Source organism: Aquimarina gracilis (assembly GCF_035285365.1).
GTDB classification, from domain to species: domain Bacteria; phylum Bacteroidota; class Bacteroidia; order Flavobacteriales; family Flavobacteriaceae; genus Aquimarina; species Aquimarina gracilis.
The window spans coordinates 404,493-423,952 of sequence record NZ_JAYKLX010000007.1 but is presented as its reverse complement, the minus strand read 5'-3'; the positions used below and the strand labels follow the sequence as shown (position 1 = coordinate 423,952).

Below are 19,460 nucleotides of genomic sequence, written 5' to 3'. Positions count from 1 at the left end.
ACTCGGAAAGTTGTGCCGGGTTTTCCGGCAACACATTCTGATGGGATAATAAGCTGCCGGAGTTTCAAGCTTGTTTTTCCTTAAAAATTATCCAATGATAGGTGCTGCGAGTTTCATTTTTCGATACTGGGAAGAAAAAAGTGAATTTTTAACTTTTTATTGATATAAGGCATATCACCGAACTATGAATAGTCGTCTATGAGCTTTTTATAAGGTGGAGAAGTAGCGTTGTATTTGTAGCTTCTGCCTCCTGCTTTGCAGGAGGATTGAGGAGGATGTTTTAAAAAAACCCGCTGGTGCGAGCATCTCGCTCGTATCCCACGTATTGCTTCTTTATCATTTTATTTTTTTCAAAAAACCTATACGCTATCTAATCATTTTCTCAACTCTTATTTTATTTCTATTTTCAAAAAATATCGTGTCTTATTTTAATTATTCATCATACCATTAGTTGCACGGATTACAAATCCGCGCTAGCGGGTTTCAATTACCAAAACATTTATGGTTTCTATAACTCATTTATTGTCCGTATTTTTGATTAAACAAAGAGTTAAAAGCTTTTTAGTACCATAAATGCGTAGATCATGGACACTTTCGGTAAAAAACTAAAAGAAGGAAGAGAGGCTAAAACTTTCTCTCAAGCTGAACTGGCAAGACAAATCAAGTCTCATCATTCTATTGTAGGTAAGTATGAGCGTGATGAAGTAAAACCAACTATTGATGTGGTTAAAAAATTGGCTGAAGCTTTGGATACTACCGTAGGTTATTTGCTTGGTGAGTCAGAAGATCGGGAGTTGCTTAAAGACCCTTCTATGCTTAAAAGACTTAATGACATTGCTAAGTTTCCTGAACAAGATAAAGCCTGTATTCTTTATGCTCTTGATGCGATGATTAATAATGTCAAGCTTAAAGCGATATGAGTAATCCTATTTCTTGGAATCAAGCTTTAGAAGCTGAACATACACCAAAAGAATATTCATTTCGTGCTGCTGATATTCCAGAAGGTTCTTATCAGGCAACTTTGGATTTCAAAATATGGGCGGATAAAGTCACTGGCATAAGCTGTTATTTCACCAAAGCCGATTCTGGCGAAAAGATGCTACTCACAGTCTACCGAGACAGAACTACCAGAGAATATGTATTAGGCGATACTGATTTTAGAGATTCACCCATAGAAGCCCTTTACAATATTGAGGTAAAGCACAACTCTAAAGGCAATGCTAAGTTAGTATCTGCTACACCTGTCAATTAAAAAGCCCAATCTCTCGATCAGGCTTTCTAAATATCATAATGAGTACTCAGGTACTCTTTCCTTTACTTCTTTCATGATTGCTAACAGTCTATCTCGCTGTACCTCATAAGCTTCTTTGCTAACTGTAAAATCATCTCTTGTCAGAATAACATACTTACCTTCCTCTGTATGCTCATATTCAACCCCTTCTAAATCATCAGGGATTTGTATTTCGTTATCATTCGAAAAATAGGTGAACCAGCCAAAGGGCTGTTTAATGTTTAATGGGCGTTTTAAATCATTGAATGTAGATAAGATAATATTAATAGATGCGTAACGAGAGTTCGTTTCATTGACTAAACATTTTAAAACTGATTCATACCAGTTCTGTGAATGTTCAAAATCCCTATTAAAGTACTCTACTTTAATATATTCATATTTAGTAGCGCCTACGACAGAGGTAATAGAAAACACTTCTTTATTGCCTAATTTAAAATTAAACAATATGTGAAAACCAAAATCTCTGGAAAAATCGGTAGTAGGGTTTTCCTCTTTCTCATGTTGTTTAATATCTGATTTATTAGTCTCTAATATTAATTGAGAAAGCTGCTCTACTATTTCAGGTTTATTAATATCTAACTGCTCGTCTTTGAATCCTTCTTTACAATGAATAGGGCTATTAAAACTATCATCTATTAATGATAATTGCTTTATAATTCTTACAAGAAATACAGATACTTGAAGTATGCTTTTATGATTGCTTTCAAAACTTGAACTAACTGAAAATATACTCTTTGCCATATTTATGGAATAATTGTTACCTGTGGTACATGAACTACTTCTATTGCTTGTATTAAACTATTAGGGGAATTATCAAATAAATCTCTTAAACCTTTTGCTCCCAATTCTGTAGAGATTTCCCATTTGATAGGTTTTCCTCCTGCTGCACTTACTTGACGTTCAGCTTGTGCTATCGAAGCATCAGCTCTACTTTTGTTTGTTACCTCTATTATTTTTCCGCCAAAACCATCATCTACTTGTTTGAACATACTTGCTCCATGCCCATATTTTCGATCTACTAGTTTGCCATTTGCATCTATATTATCCCAACTAGTTCCATTTTTATCAAAGCTTAAAGCTGCATCTCCACTAGCTTCTTTTTGGTACTGTTTAGCATTTTTTAGAACAAAGGATTCATTACCCTCAGATGGTATTGGGAATTTCTTATGACTAATACTTAAACCATCAATATTGGCATCCGACCCACGTTTTACAGCATCTAAAACAGCATCAGGGCTTTCCCAAGCTTGTCCTTTTAATTTAGGAGAACTTAACAGGTCACCAACACCATCTGTGTCTAATCCGAGATTATTGTTTTTGGTTACATCATCAAACTTGCTTAGGAAATTCGGGTCTTTTCGTAATGCCTGTGGAACAACATCATCTCCTAAATTGAAAAGTATACGCCACGTGTTGACCAAGTCAGGACTATCATCAAACTCTTTAAGCAAATCCGCATTATCTCCAAAATCTGCTTTAAACTTCTGCCATTGAACATCGTCCAGTTTGTTTCCAAGCTTGTTTTTAAGGCTTGAAAATAAATCACTTCCTACGTTACTAAGATCTTCATTCCCATTCAATCGCTTTCCGACCTTCTCAAAGAACTCATCCCATTGACTTTTTGTAAAAGTAGTCATTTTTTGAAGGATTTTTTTAACCCTTCCTATTTTGGTAACAACTAATCCCCCTGCACTAACAAATAAGGATCCTACAGCTATAGTAATTTTACCTTCCTGGTAAACTTGCTAAAATATTGGGAGTCTCTTTAGCTATTTAGTTGGCAACTCTGACCAAGAACTTGATAATAATACGTTAAAGCGTATTCTTGAAGTACAAAAACTACCCGAAGATATCAAAGAAAAGGTCTTCTACCTTATTGATGTATCTATCAAAGGTCACAAAACTAGACAGGCGTATTCCTAAAATTTAACAAAACACTTTTGCCTTTAGATGTAATTATAGTTCCTTTACCACTTGGAGATCTTTCAACTAAACATAATTTGGTTAGATTTTCAATTAGCGGTATCCACCTAACATCATAAACGTTCTTTAAATCAGATATCTCTTCTACCTTATTGTAAAATAATCTATCTAATGTAGGTGTACCAATACCATTACCATTATTATATTCATTTATAATATTTAAAAGAGCAAACTCATATTTGTTCAGTTTCATAGCTATGTTATTCTACGCTAGGGTGATATAAATTATCTATCCTTTCATTTATCAAATAATCTTCTAATGTGGCAGAATGAGCATCATTCCATAAATCATAACCTGGATCTACACCATCATCTACACCTAAGTTTTTATATCTTTCATACTCTCTAATTTCGTGAGTATAAAATCTCTTATCATAATCCGTAGGTTTAATCTCACCCGCTGGTGCGAGACTGTCTCGTATCCCATGTGCTTTTAATCGTATTATTAATTTTTATAAAAACCTTGCTTATACTCATCTCTACTTCTTCTTACTCTTACTGGCACCAGAAACATTCTGGCGCTAGCGGGGGGATATCCTGTCACATCCAGTTAAATCAATCCATCTAATAATGAATTGGAATAATCATTATTATTAAATCGAATATCGAGAAACTGTGCTAGCTTTTGTCGATCTGCTCCTCTAGGATATTTATTTTCAATGGAATTTTGAATTCTCTGAGTAGGACTAATATGATATTCCACATCATTATCAATAATATTGTCTATTTCTTCTAGTAAAATCATTGATTTTTTTATACTTCCATCTATCCTCATAACATAACCATAATCATATATTGTAAATTCTAAATCTTGCGAACTAAATTTTTTAAAGATTGTACTGTCGATATCAATATCTGTTTTATCGAATTGATTAAATCTAAAAGTAGTTTTAGAAAAAAAAATTGAGCAAAATTTTTCCAATTCTGAACTTTTTATAAATCCATTTTCATTAAATACATAAATAGTAGTATCCATAATTAAGGTTTCCATGTTACTAATTCAACTTTTGTTGGCACGTCATATTTCTTTGCAAGATATTCAAAAAGCAGTTTGCTATTTGGATTGTCTTTACTTATATAAATAATTAGCTCTGTAGCAGGATTTGATTTGTCAGAGATGATTTTTGAGTATCTTCTAAATTCATCATCTAAATCTCCATATAAAAAAGGTTTTTTATTGTAACTATCAAGTGTGTAAAAATCCCCCGGATTATGCTTAGCGTCTACCAATGCTTTTTTGTTTACATCAATTCCATCAGCCCATATTTTTTCTCCATTGCCAGTAGCTTCATATTGCATATCGTCTCCAGTAACTTTCTTTTCAAATTTTCCATCAGGAAAATCTCGTCTCGGGTTTATTTTTGTTTTCAAAGTTTTAATCCAGTCATCGAATTTTGTAATCCCTGATAATCCTCGACCTAACTTCTCATCAAGCTTTTTAAATACTTTATCCCATTGCTCTGTGGTGAACGTTTTTAAGGTTTGTAATATTTTTTTTACCCTTCCTATTTTGGTAACTACTAATCCCCCTGCGCTTACAAATAATGATCCAACTACTACAGTTATTTTACCTTCCTGGTATCTACCAATGTTATTCTGTTTCTGGATATTGCTAAAGTATGCTTTCAACTTCTCCTCTATAGAGGTGTACAGCTTCTCGATATTTTCCCACTCTGAGAGATACGCTGCTAATTGATCGACCTCTTCCCTCAGTTTTTTAGCTTCCTCGCAGGACTTCTCCTGGTACTGTGCGATGCTGAGTTCGCTTTCACTGTACTTTCTGGTAACCCAATCCCAGATCCCATCACCAGTATCCCCTTCCAGTTTTTTAAGCAGTTCCCCGATACGTTTCTCATTAGCTGCGATTTTTGACGGAGTACACTCTAAATAGGCAATTGTATAGGCATAGATAAAGTCTTTAAGTCCTGAGCCTGCTTGATATAAAAACTGAGGAAGTAACACCAGGCCTTCTCCTTCTTGATAGAGCCCATCAACCAATCCTGACATGTAGGGAAGGTCTGCTTTGCTATAATATAAAGGCTGCGGAATATTTGCATTTTCCCAGATACATGCTGGTACTATGCCCTCGTCTTGATAACTTTTCCAGCCTTTTTCTTTACAGTGTGCTGCGGTTTCCTTAAGATAATCTACTATTTTTTTAAGTTGCTCAAAAGTACCCTTAAATGAAGGATCACTACCCAAACTGGCATAAGCCTCTGCAGTAAAACCCGCATCCTCGGCAGCTTCAATCTTTTGTTCTACTTCTTTTAAAGCCCTTTGTTCTTTTGTGGTGTCTATAGGACCGGTATCTTCACTGCTGGCGGTAAGGGTTTTGTCGATCTCTTCCTGGTAGGTGGCTTCTGCTACGGCCAGCTCTTCTTTAAGTTCCTGTGGAACATACGGGTTAGAGGCTAGGTCATCCCCGTAATCGGCCAGTGCTTCGCTTTGTTCCCTGAGGGTTTCTTTTTCTTTATCTGAACCCGTATAGTTCTGCAAGAGGTTGCCAATACTTTGTATCAATTCTTTGATCCCATCCCCTAAACTCAGCAATGCTTCCAACTCATCACTCACATCATCAACCCCTCCCCAATTCTGATCATAATCGGTAACCACAATACCCTCGATCAATTGATAATCACTATTGATTTTTATACCGTTAAACACTACTTTGATTCGGGTATCTTGTAAATAGGGGACTACGATATATCCCCAACCATTATAGATGCCATCTTGCATAGAACTCGAAAGGTCTACCTCCTTAACCGTCACCGGAAAATCTCCTGCGGTAAATACATCATTAATGACCAATATCTGCAAAGGGTCCTGATTGGTAATTACGATTTCGGGGGTAATCCCGCAAGTATAGGTAGTGGCATCACTAGCGGCTATAGTAGTGGTAAACTCGTTGATTTGAGAATAGGTATACCCGGTATTCTCTTTACACATACCACCAACCCGATATTCATAGGTAGTCCCTGGCTCCAGGTTGTAGATGGTTTTTTGCTCGGTAAATGCATTTTTTTCAAACCAAACAGCCCCCTCCCGGCCTCTTCCATTAGGGGAGGTGAAGTTTTTCTTACGGTATTGTAGCTTATATTGTTTATGAGGCGCTCCCTGCCATAGTATTTTTTGGGTCGTTGGGTTTATGGCTTCTGCCAATAGATACCCTGGAGCATCACAAACTCCAGTATAGATAAAATGATAAATCTCACTATATCCGTTGTTTCTAAACACCGAGGTTTCACTGATCCCATCGGTAATGATGGCCCGAACACGCCACGCATAATTTTTGTCCGGCAACAATGATGGTTCTGCAGGACCATACAATAATGTATTCGAAAATGTTGTGGTTTGATACAAAGGTCTGCTTGCCAAAAATGCCGCTTGTGGGTTTATGTGAGTGTCCCAAAGTTCTGCCAAGGTAAATTCATACTGTACGTTGGTGGCATTAAGATGCCTGGGGGTCCATTGAAATATAATATTTTGTAGTTCTTTTTGAGCAATGAGCTCTCCCCGGTTGGGGAGGTTTAAAAATGGAGGATCATTTAACACCAGGTAGGCTGTGGCACAACTCTTTCTTGATAATTGCTGCCCGGTACGCTCATCATACACTTCAAAACAAAAACGATACAATCCCTCAGACAGGGTTCTGTTGTATTGTTGGGGGGAAATCCCACGCAGGTTTTGCAATGAGAAATAAGCTCGCAGATCTATATTGGTTAATCGAACGGGAATGCCACCATCCAAAACAATAGGATTGGCACCCACTACCACATCATTACTTTGTACAGAAAATCCCTCGTTATTTTCGATATAGACCTTTAGAGCTACTCTTCTACTAACATCGGTAACGTCTATAGATAACAAATTGACCACAAGACGCTCTGATTGTGCCGTTCCGTATTCAGAAATTTTCAGGCTGTACGGCGGAATCATCTGTAGATTTACCTGTACAGGAAACAGTTGAGCATGTAGTGATGACACCGAGGCCAACCAACTGATTAGTATCAGAACTGCAGAAATATATGTTTTTATAAAGGTGCTATTTCTCAACATTGCTGTTTGTATTACTTGTTATTCCCTTTAGTTTTTCACAAAACCAATAGTATCCAGGCAAATAGCAGGTTGTATTTGCCCGGATTAAAAAATTACTCTTTTGTATAGATAAAAATTAGGGTTTCTAATCTTCCTGTTCCATTAAAGTTCCTGATACTAATCTCAGACAGTACTGTACCTTCTTGATTAAGTTCAAAAGCAATTGGATCATCTGGGTCCGATAAAATTACACCTGAATACTTAAGAGGATTTTCTGCATCTCTCTCCCATGTACCCATATCATTATCTTTCCTACATTGACCATTAAAGAATTCACTAACAAATATTTCGAACCCTTCAGCATTAAATCTGTAAAAAAACTCTCTATCGCAATCCGTTAATGTTTGTTCTACGCCATCAATAGTAAAACTTTCCTGATTCCATTTACCGATTATAGGATCAACAGGCGCGTCATTATCATCACTACTACAGCTAAATGCGGTTGTTAAAAAAACGGTTGCTACGAATGTTAAAATTGTTTTTTTCATGTTAAAAATTAAGATTAAAAAATAGATTAAAGCGTGATGAACGTGTTACCGAAATTTTATAAAATTCATCACTATTGTTAAAAATTTTCTTTGTTGTTTTATTACATAAGATCAATTAAAATTTAGAGTGATTTTATTTGGTATTGATATTTTAATTTATCTATCTAAAAATATATCTGTATACTTCTGTTTGACCTTGATCATCGGTTTTTTCTTCTTCAAAATAAAGGGTGAGATGACTTCCTAAGTATGCTGTAACCTGTTTATCTCCTTGAGTTAAACCAGCTTCAATGTTAAGCGTATATTTCTTTAAATCTCCTTCAGCAGGTTCTTCTGCCCAGGTACCATTTTTTATTTCTGCTACAACACATTCCATAGTATCATTTGGTACGTAACTAGTATTCTCCAGTGTTCCATCTTCCTTAAACTTGATGGTCTCTTTTAAATCACAAGGATCGAGAAGATCATCAGTTTTATCTATTCCATCCACAAATAACTCACGAAGTTGCTTTGTATATCCACTTATAGACCTATTATCTTCTAAAGTAAATGGGAACGGTATCCCTTCAATAACTTCGTTATTTACTTTGGCAATACATTGTATCGTGTAGTCACCTTCTATGATTCCTAAATCAATATCTCTATCAAAACGTAACTTAACCTCTCTATTTGGCCAATGTAAAGAATTTAGAGCGTTGGAATTATTACTAATTAAACGTGTAAATGTGTTGCAGGTTTCTAAAAGATCTCCTTCTGTAAGTAGTATTTCCTTACTGTTTGAAGTATTGGTGAGTTTTAGCGTAACCTCTTCAACACCAAAATTTGCATCTGTTGTGGTATTTCCAAATATATTGCCTTTAAAAACCAGTACATAAGACTTATCACCACACCTATATCCATCTACTTCATACCAAGTTCTGCTTTCTTCCAAACTCAAAAAATAAGGAATATTAGGATGTACCCTAAAAACCATAGCTTGTTGTTCAGCATATGGTATAGCTCCTACAGTTCCACCATCAACTATTTCATAATTTAATGTATATGAAAGTATTTCATTCTGCTTTGGGTCATTTTCTTCTCTTTGAGGAATTTGAAATTGTAACTTATTTTGTACAAATTCAAATGGAAGTGGTATTCTATTGGTATCGTCTCCTATTTCTGTTAAAAACAATTTAAATTTATCAGAAGAAGGTAATTCTCTTCCTGTAAATATTTCAGCTTCGAAAATGTGTTCAAAACCAACTTCTGAATATGTATAATCAGTAAAGGTTAATGAATTCTCATTTTCTAAGAAATCAAATGGAAGTGTTGCAAACTCTTCAATTTTATAGAATAGTTCGCTGGTTCCTTCTACCAAAATAGTAAGCTCATAGCTTTGTGCAGGCTCAAGATCTTTGATGATATTAGAAATACTTCCAAAACGATCGACGACATTAAATTTTTCTTCTCCTTTTTTTCTAAGTCCAAATGCAATTGCATTACTTCCTGAAAAGTCATAATTCAACCTAACACCAGCTTGTGTTGCGTCTGTATGCGAAATAGAAAAATCTGCATTTTCATCAAACGAAAGGCTATCATCTTCGGAACAAGACAATAAAAACACAGTAAAAACTGCAATGCATAATCGGTTTAAAATTTTTGTATTCACCATATTTAATTTATTTACGTATTTATTCTTTTTGGGTTTTGATATCGACCAGGATATAAGCATCATTCTGATCATTTATATATTCTTTTATTTTTATAGCTCCTTTTCGTCCATCCTGAGTTTGAAATAATACAATTCTGGGTATTATACTATCATCAAATGGCTGTAGACCTTCTGGTGTTTCTTCAATGGTTAACCCTGATAACAAAGTATCATCTTGCATACCATCAAACTGTGCAACCGATAAGGAAGCACTACAATTACAATCTTCAAGTGTATTGATCACTTTGGTATGAGGTGCTCCCGAGAGTGCAGGAAAGGTTGTTATATCTAACCTATCTGGCGATACAAATCTATTTTGTATAAAACTTGAATTGAGTGCAAAAAATACAAGATCGATATCGGGTGCAACTTCAGGGGTTGTTTGCTGCGAGGTATATACTTGTCTATTATTGATCGAGAAAAATGCTCCGGTTATATTGGCGGTATGCGAAGAGTTAATCCCTAGTTTCATGTTCTCAAACGTTCGTAAATTGGTATTTTCAAAAAGGGTTATCTCTTTAAACGTGGATTTTGTTTCTTTTCCATTGGTAGCGGTTAGGGTTATGGTTTGTCTACCAGACTGGTTAAAGGTAACTTCAGGGTTTTCTTCGGTAGCGTTTGTTATTGTTGCACCAGAGAACAACCACTGGTATGATGTGGCACTTACCGAAGTATTCTGTATGATTACGTTTGCCGGAATTTGAAAATCATCATCTTCAAAGGCTACTTCAACATCAAAATCTACAATTAGATTGGGAGCAACAGTAATAGTTTGCTCCAGCGTTTCTGTCTCTAATCCGTTAGAAGCTTCCAGGGTAATTTTATGGTCACCAGGGTCTGCAAAGGTTACTATTCCTGGGTCTTTTGCGTCAGATGCTGCGGGTACTCCTCCTTCAAAGGTCCATTTAAAGCTGTTTCCTCCAGTAGTATTGTTTTCTATTCGTACTTGCGCAGGAGGAAAATTATCGGTGATCGCATTGGCCGTAAAGTTAATTGCTACAGGATCATCAATCTGGATGTTTATTTCCTTACTGTCTTCTGAACCGTCGGCATTAGTAGCAAATAGACGTATCGTATAATTCCCCTTTTGTTCATAGCGTATAATCCCAGGGTTCTTGACGCTCGAAGTCGCTGGTGTTCCTCCTTCAAAACTCCATTCAAAAGTTTCGGCTCCTTTGGTTCTGTTAAAAATCACTACATCTACGGGAATTGAAAAGTCATCATTGAATACATCAATAGAGAAATCTACCGTAACCTGGAGTGCTTCTTCCCGGGTGCAAGAGATTACAAGCAAAATGCAAACGAATATTGATATGATTTCTACTATGTTTTTCACTTTGGTTTTATAACATCTCCCTAAATCCCTCTTCGAAGAGGGACTTTGTATACTCCCTTCCTTTGAAGGAAGGGTTGGGGATGGATGTTTTTTTTCTTATTTATACTCTTCAATATCTTTTTTTATCTTTTTAATTACTGTTGCAATACTATTTTGGACTTCCTCATTAGAAAACCTAAGAAAATGAACACCAGGTTTTTCTATTCACATCTCCCTAAATCCCTCTTCGAAGAGGGACTTTGTAAACTCCCTTCCTTTGAAGGAAGGGTCGGGGGTGGATGTTTTTCTTATTTATACTCTTCAATGTCTTTTTTTATCTTTTTAATTACTGTTGCAATACTGTTTTGAATTTCGCTACTCGAAAATCTTAGAATATGAACACCAAGTTTTTCTATTCACATCTCCCTAAATCCCTCTTCGAAGAGGGACTTTGTATACTCCCTTCCTTTGAAGGAAGGGTCGGGGATGGATGTTTTTCTTATTTATGTTCTTCAATATCCTTTTTTATCTCTTTAATTACATCTTTAACATTGTTTTGAATTTCGTTATTCGAAAATCTTAAAAAATGAACCCCTAGTTTTTCTATTTCCCCTTGTCTAATACCGTCTTCTAATACCATATTATCATGTGAAGATCCATCAAGTTCAATAGCCAAACCAATTTCTTTTGCATAGAAATCGACTATATAATTCAAAATTGGAAACTGCCTGTTAAATTCAACTCCTAATTGTTTTTTTCTGATTACTTCCCATAACAATTTTTCGCTTAGAGTCATGTTCAACCTCAAAGCCTTAGCATGCTTTCTAGCTTCTTTGGTATATGGTATAATTCTTTTCATTTTTCTGCATTAACATCTCCCTAAATCCCTCTTCTAAGAGGGACTTATAGCTCCCTTCCTTTGAAGGAAGGGTCGGGGATGGATGTTTTTCTTATTTATACTCTTCAATGTCTTTTTTTATCTTTTTAATTACTGTTGCAATACTATTTTGGACTTCCTCATTAGAAAACCTAAGAAAATGAACACCAAGCTTATCTATTCACATCTCCCTAAACCCCTCTTCGAAGAGGGACTTTGTATACTCCCTTCCTTTGAAGGAAGGGTTGGGGATGGATGTTTTCTTATTTATACTCTTCAATGTCTTTTTTTATCTTTTTAATTACTGTTGCAATACTGTTTTGAATTTCGATACTCGAAAATCTTAGAATATGAACACCAAGTTTTTCTATTCACATCTCCCTAAATCCCTCTTCGAAGAGGGGCTTTTTAGCACCCTTCCTTTGAAGGAAGGGCTGGGGATGAATGTTTTTTACTGAATTACTAATTTTCTAAGTGCCTTTCCGCGGGCAGTTTCTACCGCTAACAAATAAATCCCTGAAGGCAAATTCCCAATAGTATAATCAATCAGGTATTCACTAGCATTATTGGCTTCTTTGGTATAAACTGCCTCAGATGTCAATAGATTAATGATATTCACCTGTATTTTGGCCTCTTCTTCCAATGATACCTTTACCTTAAAGGTTCCGCTATTTGGATTCGGATATACCAGTAATTCTGAAATAAAACTATTTTGCCCCTCTTCAATATCCGGACTATCAATTGCTTCTTCAATTAAAATGGTCTTAGAAAAATCTGCATAACAATCACCTATATAGGAACGTAATCCAAATTCATAGGTACCGGCTTTTGCAAAGGTCAATACCAGTTGATCATCATTTGTATTCACTACTTCTAAACCTTCGGGAACTGTCCAGATTGAAGTATCTCCTTTGGGATAGCTCACATTTACCAGTACCACCTCTTGCTTGGCATTTCCTTGCGTAGCAATTACAAATTCTGCATCGATTTCTGCATCAGAAGTCGTTACATGTACTGTATCTGAATGTACACAGCCTAGAGCATTTGTAATGGTTGCGGTATAGATTCCGGCGGTATTTAACTCTACTACTGGGTTTGAACTCCTAAACCCATTATCAGATGCCCAACTATAGGTAGCATTAGCATCGTCAATGGTAATATCTATGATCAAGCTTTGATCTGTACAAATAGTTCTATTGTCACCAAGATCTAACGTAATTTGCTCAGGGTTCTTTAGCTCAATTTGCTCAAATGCTTTACAACCTTCATCATCAGTGATCGATAAGGTATATACTCCAGCCGATAGATTTGAAAGGCTGATACTCGTCTCTCCTGTATCCCACTGATACATAAAAGGTGGAGTTCCTCCGGTTACGGTTAATGCTATTTCTCCGTCGTTTCCATCAAAACACGTCGGATCTTTTTGGGTATTAACCGTAACAACAATACCTCCTGGTTGTTCCACAAAAACACGTCCAGATGCCTGACACCCACGGCTATCAGTAACATAAGCTATATAGGTTCCCGAAATTAAGTCAGTAGCAGTTGCCGTAGTTTCCCCCGTTGACCATTCAATATGATAAGGCGCAGTACCCCCGGTAATAGAAACTGTCGCTGTGCCATCGTTTCCTGCATCACAAGAAATTGATGTAGATTGCAAAGATACCTGCAATAGTTCAGGCTCGATAAAAGTATATGTAGTGTCTGTAGCTCTAATCAAGACTTCACTTTCATAGATGCCCATCATATTACCCATACTGTCTGTGGCATTCAAAGCATACACCCCTGCACCAAGATTAGTGGCAATACTATCGGTTTGAGTGGGTAATACTTCCCAAATACCTACATCATTTTGTTTTTTCCATGTATATCGATAGGGTAAACCACTTGAGAAAGGCACTCCGCCTCTAACATAACCTACAATAGCACCGTCGCTATGTGGATCTAAAAACTCATTTTCCTGATTACAGGAAATGGGCGTATATTCTTCTATGATCGCTTCCAGAGGCTCATAAATGGTATAAGAACTCTCTATAAAAGTACAACCGTCTTTTGTTGTAGCGATCTCATAATTTTTATCCTGAATAGTTAGGAAATAGTTTCCTGCGGTTATGGTATGTAAACGAATCTTAAAATGACCATTAGGAAGTATTTCGGTAATCGTTTGCGAGTTTAGGGATTCTCCTTGTTGATTTTCCCATTGATAGGTGTATGTGCTATTATCAAAAGGAGTACCACCACTAACTTCGGCTTCAACCCATGCATCATTAGCCCCTATAGATGAGGGTCTACTAAAGGCGGTGGATTGTATATCCAAGGGTATTTCAGGCTGTTCGATATCAATACTACCAACCGCTTCACAACCACGATCATCGGTAATCAACACCTCATACCTACCTTTGACTAATCCTTCTATTTTTGAAGTTTCTTCCCCAGTGTTCCAAAGTATTGTGTAGGGAGGATTTCCTCCTGAAATGGTGGCTTCTGCCCATCCATCACTACCTTCATAGCAATATACATCTTGTTTTTCAAGCGATACTTCTAATAATACGGGCTCGGTAAGCACACGTGTACTATCTATTGCCTGTACTAATACATTGTTCTCATATTCTCCCAGTACAATGCCATTGGCATCTTCAATATTTACGGCATAGGTACCATCATCAAGATTGGTCGCAATGCTATCGCTTTGTGAGGTCAGTACTTGCCAGGTGCTATCAGCTGCTTTTTTCTTCCAGGTATATACATAAGGTAATCCCGGATTAAATCGTATGCCTCCTTTGGCATGGGCAATGAGTATTCCATCACTAGATGGATTGCCAAATTCATTTAATTGATTACAAGAGATCGGAGTATCTTCAACTATAGTAACTTCTAATGGATCGGGTTCGTCTAATTGAAAACTATCCTCAAGGGTACATCCCGTTTTGTTTGTTGCTGGAATGTGATTAGCGTCGGTAATCACAAGTGTATACTCACCCTTACCTACATCTTGCAGACGCACTACAAATTCATTGGTATCTGTATCAATGGAAGTCTCCACATTAGCATTCCGGTTGCCGCCGTCCTGATCGGTCCACATATAGTTGTATGAACCATCCATATTGGGGGTTCCACCTTTGATACGCGCTTCAATCCACCCATTGGTTAAGCCAAAACCTGTAGGTTGATTGTATCGAGAAGGGTATGTTAGTTGAAGTGGTGCTGAAGGCTGTTCTATGATGATTGTTCTTCTTGCTCGGCATCCGTTTTTATCTTCTACTACAATAGTATAGTCTCCTTCAGATAACTGATCTCTGTTAGGGCTATCATGATCTGGATCATCTAGCCACTGTATTTCATATTCCCCATTCCCTCCGGAAATAGTGGTACGAATAGCTCCGTCATTTCCTCCATAACAAAAGACATCTTGTTTATCTGCATTGATAGTAATGGAGGGTGGTGCTTCAAAATTTCTGGTTACATCAGTTGTGGTTACCAGACTATTATTGACGTAGTTCCCTACAACGATGCCATTAGCATCTTCAATATTTACTGCATATTCTCCTTCTGACAAAACACTAATGGTAGGATTTCCTTCAGTTCTACTTTTATAGATTTTCCATACGCCCAGCTCATTTTTCTTTTTCCAGGTGTAATAGTACGGTAACCCTCTGTTTTGATTAGGTTGTAATGGAACCCCTCCAGCCGCAACGGCTGTCAACTCTCCATCTTGATCTTTTCCTATGGTGGTATTGGTCGCATTACAAGTAATCGGTTTTGTGATATCAATGCGTAATTCTAACGGGTCTGGGTTTTGCAAGGTTCTACTACTATTATTTACAAAGCAACCCGTTCTATAGGCAGCTAAGGTAGTACTATAATTTTTGTCGGTGACCGTTAAAAAATAAGTACCCGCTCCAATATCGCGTAAGGTTATAAAAAACTCTTTTTTATTGGATGAATCCGTTTTTATAGTTTCATCAATGGTTGTAAGTGGAGTACTACTCCCTTGTTTGATCCAGGTATACCTATAGGTACCATTATTAAAAGGAGTACCTCCAAAAATACGCACCTTGATCTGACCATTGGTAAAATTATGTGCTGTAGGTTTTTTAATATTTTCTGTAATATATTCTACTTGTAAAGGGGCCACAGGTTCTCGAATAGTTACCGATCTTATATCTTCCTGAGGCGTAGGGTTGTTGTTGCTATTAAACCTATGGGCCATACAGAAAGTATTAACCCCGTTTCTGGTAATCTTTTTCTGAACTCTTACCTGATAATTTCCTGTACCCAATCCCGTAATCTCATGCATGGCTCCATTCGTAAAATTTCTCCAGGTAGTATAGGATCCTCCATTTTTATTATAACTGTATTGAAACGTACCATTGTTTCCACCACTAGCGCGAATGACTATCTTTCCATCTCCTGTACTACTATCTCCACTATTACAATTGACATTTATCCCTGTCACAGCATCAATTTTCACGGCACCAGGCCTTCCGACATCAAATCGAACCGCATGATTGGCACCATCAGAAAAATAAATATCTCCGGTATTTCCATGACCCGATATAATGCTTATTCCAAAGCCATCTGGGGTACTATGCCGTAACCCACTAATAACTAAACTATTGTTATCATCGAATTCTGTAACATTCTCGATAGACTCCACAGTTTCGTAGGTTTGCACACCATCTACAATCTTATCCTTTATAGATAAATCAGTAACCGCAATGTTAAAGTTTTCAAAAGAGTCCAAAGGCCTATCAAACGTAAATCGCACAGCACCATCTGTACTATCATCATAACAACTTACCGGAACAGGATCCACCCTGATCACTTTAGGGGCGGATTTTTTGATTTCATAGGTCACAAAATTTGAAGGTTCTGCATAATTACACGATTTTATTCGCACATGAATATCTTTTCCAATATCGCTCTGCTGAAGAAAAGAGCTCGGAATTACCGAAAGTTCCCTATTGGGTAATTCCCCAGGTATAGATCGCCAACCATTAGCGGATGGGGTTCCATTTTTCCTGGTTAACTGATACTCCCATTGGTACACAGTGTTAGAAAAATTTCCATTTCCAGTAGCTTTAAACTCATCATCAAAACCAGCAATATTCGCGCCAACCCGATTTACTACAGGTGTTGGAGCTACACGCCAGGAAAAACTAAGTATGTGACGGAGTTCAAAATCTCCATCATTTCTTTGATTCTTATAGAAATTACCACTCGCGCATGGGTCATAACCAATAGGAATAGACTCATCCATCACTAAAACAGTTCCATTTTGACAACTAGAGCCCGTTTTCTCAACACTGGTTACATCTACCTCAATAGACTGTATCACTCGATTGCGCTCCGTATCTGATTGATTAGGGTAATTGTAGGTGCCATCAACCCAGCCATAAACTATAGTGCCTAAAATATCAATCGGCTTTCCTCTGTCATTAAAAAAAATTCTTTCAGAATGCCCATTAGTATAACGAACACTTATTGAAATACTATTATTACAAATGTCCTCATCCCCATCAATAAAAAACTCTAGATTGGATATTTCTATTTTGGATCCTTGAGCATATCCACTCAAGACAATTAAAAAGATGATATACTTTATATATTTCTCCATATCTTAATATGCTACTTCTTTTGTTTCCAACTTACTATGCTCTCCTGTTTTAGTGATTACTTTAATCTGATAGATATATACATTGTTTGGTGACACTGATGTATCTTCTAGTGTATTCACAATACCAGGTATTTGTTTCCACAATACTGGGAGTTCTCCCTTTTTAGGTTTATAAATCAATAGCTCACTAACGGTAGGTGGTAATTTCTTCCAACTAATCTCTATTTTTTCGTTTATGCGATCAACAACAGCATCAAACCTTTTCACAATTGTTGTATTTACTTTATCCTGGTTACTAATCGATATGGGGGTTGAGGGTGCAGATTGCAATCCACTCTCGTCCTCTGCAAAAATGGCATATCGATATTTTATACTGCCTGCCACTTTGTTGTCCAAGTAACTGGATACGGTATCGGTTTGAAAGATCAATAACCATCCTTTCTCAGCTTCCCGTATATCCATTCTATAGAGTTGGTGGATAGCAACATCATCACTACTACTATTTATCCAATGTAATCGAATACCTTCTTTCTCTACTTTATACTTTGAAAACATTGGAGAAGAAGGAGGCACTACATCCGGTATAGACAATGCCAGTTTTTCTGAATACGCTGACATATTAAAACGCTCATCTACTGCCACTATGCTGTAATACACTTTGCTGTTTAACGATTTCACTTGTACGGTATCGATGAATGAAGTGGTCCTTACTGGTGCTGTGGTGATTTGTACCCATTCTTCTTTCTCAATATTGCTACGGAAAACTCTATAACCAAGCATGTCCTTTTCACTATTGGCTTTCCATTGTAATTGTACTACCCCTAAACTATCTATAACTCCAGTGATACCAGCTGGAGCCATTGGAGGAATGGAATCTACCGTTTGTACAAAAGCTGGAAAAGAAGTATTTCGCTCATTATTTTTGCCTATTGCTGCAATCCTGTAATAATTGGAAGCTTCAGGGTTTGTTACTTTTACCAATCTACTACTGGGAAGTAGTCCCGATTGTATAGTGTTATATGAACCACCATCGCTATCGGATCGCTCCAACTCAAAGCCTGTAATTTTATCTTCCGCTTCTTTTTTGAATTCCCATTTCAAAGTAACATCTCCATTGTTATCAAACTGATAACTATTAATATGGGGAACAGCTTCCAGTTTTTTAATACCGGTAGCGGATACTATCTCAGAAGCAGGACTAAGCTCTCCAAAAGGAGAAATTCCTTTCACCCGGTAATAGTATTTTTTATCATTTTGAGACAAGGTATCGGCATAGAACATTCGTTTTGCAGGAGTGCCAGGTCGATCATTCAGATTTACCAGTGGGGTATCACCTAATCGCTTAAAATCAGTTCCATTTTCTGATCGCTCCACATAGTAAGATGTAAAAACCGTTTTAAAGAGTTCATACTCCCAGGTTAATAAAATTGTCTTATCATCACCCACAGCATACACATCTATAGGTGCAGGTAACGGCCCAGGTTCGGCTATTGTCACACTAATAAATCCTGGTTCAATTTTTAATATTTTTTCAGTTACCTGGGGAACCACTCGATACAGATATTCTTCTCCTGATACTGTACTTACATCTTCAAATCCCAAAGCTGCCTTTTTGGAAGCGCTAAAACTCATATCTGCAGCAAATAGCGCAAAAGAAAAGCGTTGTTCTGCTTCTCTGGCTTTATTGATGATTTGCGCCAATCCTTCCTGCATTTGCTCCACACTAAATTCCTCACCATATAAGGCTTGAGCCAAAATAGCTGCATAGTCATCCTGTTGAATGGCTTGTTCCCAGGCCTCTAAAGGTTCTGGAAGTAATGCATTGGTTGTAAGCATTTTTTTCTCTGGCGGGTTTAATAAAACACCATTTCTTTTAACCGTATATCGTTCTATATGATATCCATATCGGTTTGCCTTCATCCAGGCTGAAGGAGTCGTTGCTGCCCAACGCAATAACACTTTGTTATCGGTAACTCTTGAGATTACCTTAATCTTATCCTTGATCTGTGTAGTTTCCTGTGCGTTCAGACTCATGGAAATCCCAAGGATCAAAAAGATCCATCCAATACCATGTAACACGTTATGTAATTTTCTTATGTTCATG

13 protein-coding genes are annotated in these 19,460 nt (G+C 37.0%); 2 read left to right on the top strand and 11 right to left on the bottom strand.

Annotation, left to right across the window (positions count from 1 at the left end; translation table 11 throughout):
- Positions 1–584: 584 nt before the first annotated feature.
- Positions 585–920 carry a helix-turn-helix domain-containing protein gene (locus U6A24_RS16695; protein WP_324181132.1) on the top strand — a complete coding sequence of 112 codons (336 nt, stop codon included), beginning with the start codon at positions 585–587 and terminating at the stop codon, positions 918–920.
- Positions 917–1,252, top strand: coding sequence for a hypothetical protein (locus U6A24_RS16690; protein ID WP_324181131.1), 336 nt, complete (start codon positions 917–919; stop codon positions 1,250–1,252). The genes U6A24_RS16695 and U6A24_RS16690 overlap by 4 nt, the downstream gene beginning before the upstream one ends.
- 33 nt (positions 1,253–1,285) lie before the next feature.
- Here the strand turns inward: U6A24_RS16690 and U6A24_RS16685 are convergent, their stop codons facing one another.
- The 11 genes from U6A24_RS16685 to U6A24_RS16635 form a co-directional block, all read right to left on the bottom strand.
- A complete protein-coding gene (locus U6A24_RS16685; protein WP_324181130.1) occupies positions 1,286–2,032 on the bottom strand; it encodes a hypothetical protein in 747 nt (248 codons plus the stop codon).
- Positions 2,033–2,034: 2 nt separating this feature from the next.
- Positions 2,035–2,928 (bottom strand): hypothetical protein, encoded by an 894-nt coding sequence (locus tag U6A24_RS16680; protein WP_324181129.1) that lies wholly within the window; start codon positions 2,926–2,928, stop codon positions 2,035–2,037.
- A 266-nt stretch (positions 2,929–3,194) separates the two neighbouring features.
- Positions 3,195–3,467, bottom strand: coding sequence for a hypothetical protein (locus U6A24_RS16675; protein ID WP_324181128.1), 273 nt, complete (start codon positions 3,465–3,467; stop codon positions 3,195–3,197).
- 357 nt (positions 3,468–3,824) lie between these two features.
- Positions 3,825–4,265: a hypothetical protein gene (locus U6A24_RS16670; RefSeq protein WP_324181127.1), complete on the bottom strand. Its 441-nt coding sequence runs from the start codon at positions 4,263–4,265 to the stop codon at positions 3,825–3,827.
- Positions 4,253–7,330: a fibronectin type III domain-containing protein gene (locus U6A24_RS16665; protein ID WP_324181126.1), complete on the bottom strand. Its 3,078-nt coding sequence runs from the start codon at positions 7,328–7,330 to the stop codon at positions 4,253–4,255. Before U6A24_RS16665 ends, U6A24_RS16670 begins: the two co-directional genes overlap by 13 nt.
- Positions 7,331–7,422: 92 nt before the next feature.
- On the bottom strand, positions 7,423–7,857 hold the full coding sequence (locus tag U6A24_RS16660; protein ID WP_324181125.1) for a lipocalin-like domain-containing protein: 435 nt from the start codon (positions 7,855–7,857) through the stop codon (positions 7,423–7,425).
- A gap of 160 nt (positions 7,858–8,017) precedes the next feature.
- The gene (locus U6A24_RS16655) at positions 8,018–9,508 is read right to left on the bottom strand and encodes a hypothetical protein (RefSeq protein WP_324181124.1); all 1,491 of its coding nucleotides are present in this window, start codon (positions 9,506–9,508) and stop codon (positions 8,018–8,020) included.
- 19 nt (positions 9,509–9,527) lie between these two features.
- Positions 9,528–10,883, bottom strand: a complete 1,356-nt coding sequence (locus U6A24_RS16650; protein ID WP_324181123.1) for a PKD domain-containing protein — start codon at positions 10,881–10,883, stop codon at positions 9,528–9,530.
- Positions 10,884–11,361: 478 nt separating this feature from the next.
- Entirely contained in the window at positions 11,362–11,721 is a 360-nt protein-coding gene (locus U6A24_RS16645) for an endonuclease domain-containing protein (protein WP_324181122.1), read from the bottom strand.
- 469 nt (positions 11,722–12,190) lie between these two features.
- Positions 12,191–17,356 carry a T9SS type A sorting domain-containing protein gene (locus tag U6A24_RS16640; protein WP_324181121.1) on the bottom strand — a complete coding sequence of 1,722 codons (5,166 nt, stop codon included), beginning with the start codon at positions 17,354–17,356 and terminating at the stop codon, positions 12,191–12,193.
- 3 nt (positions 17,357–17,359) lie between these two features.
- Positions 17,360–19,459 (bottom strand): fibronectin type III domain-containing protein, encoded by a 2,100-nt coding sequence (locus U6A24_RS16635; RefSeq protein ID WP_324181120.1) that lies wholly within the window; start codon positions 19,457–19,459, stop codon positions 17,360–17,362.
- Position 19,460: the final 1 nt, after the last annotated feature.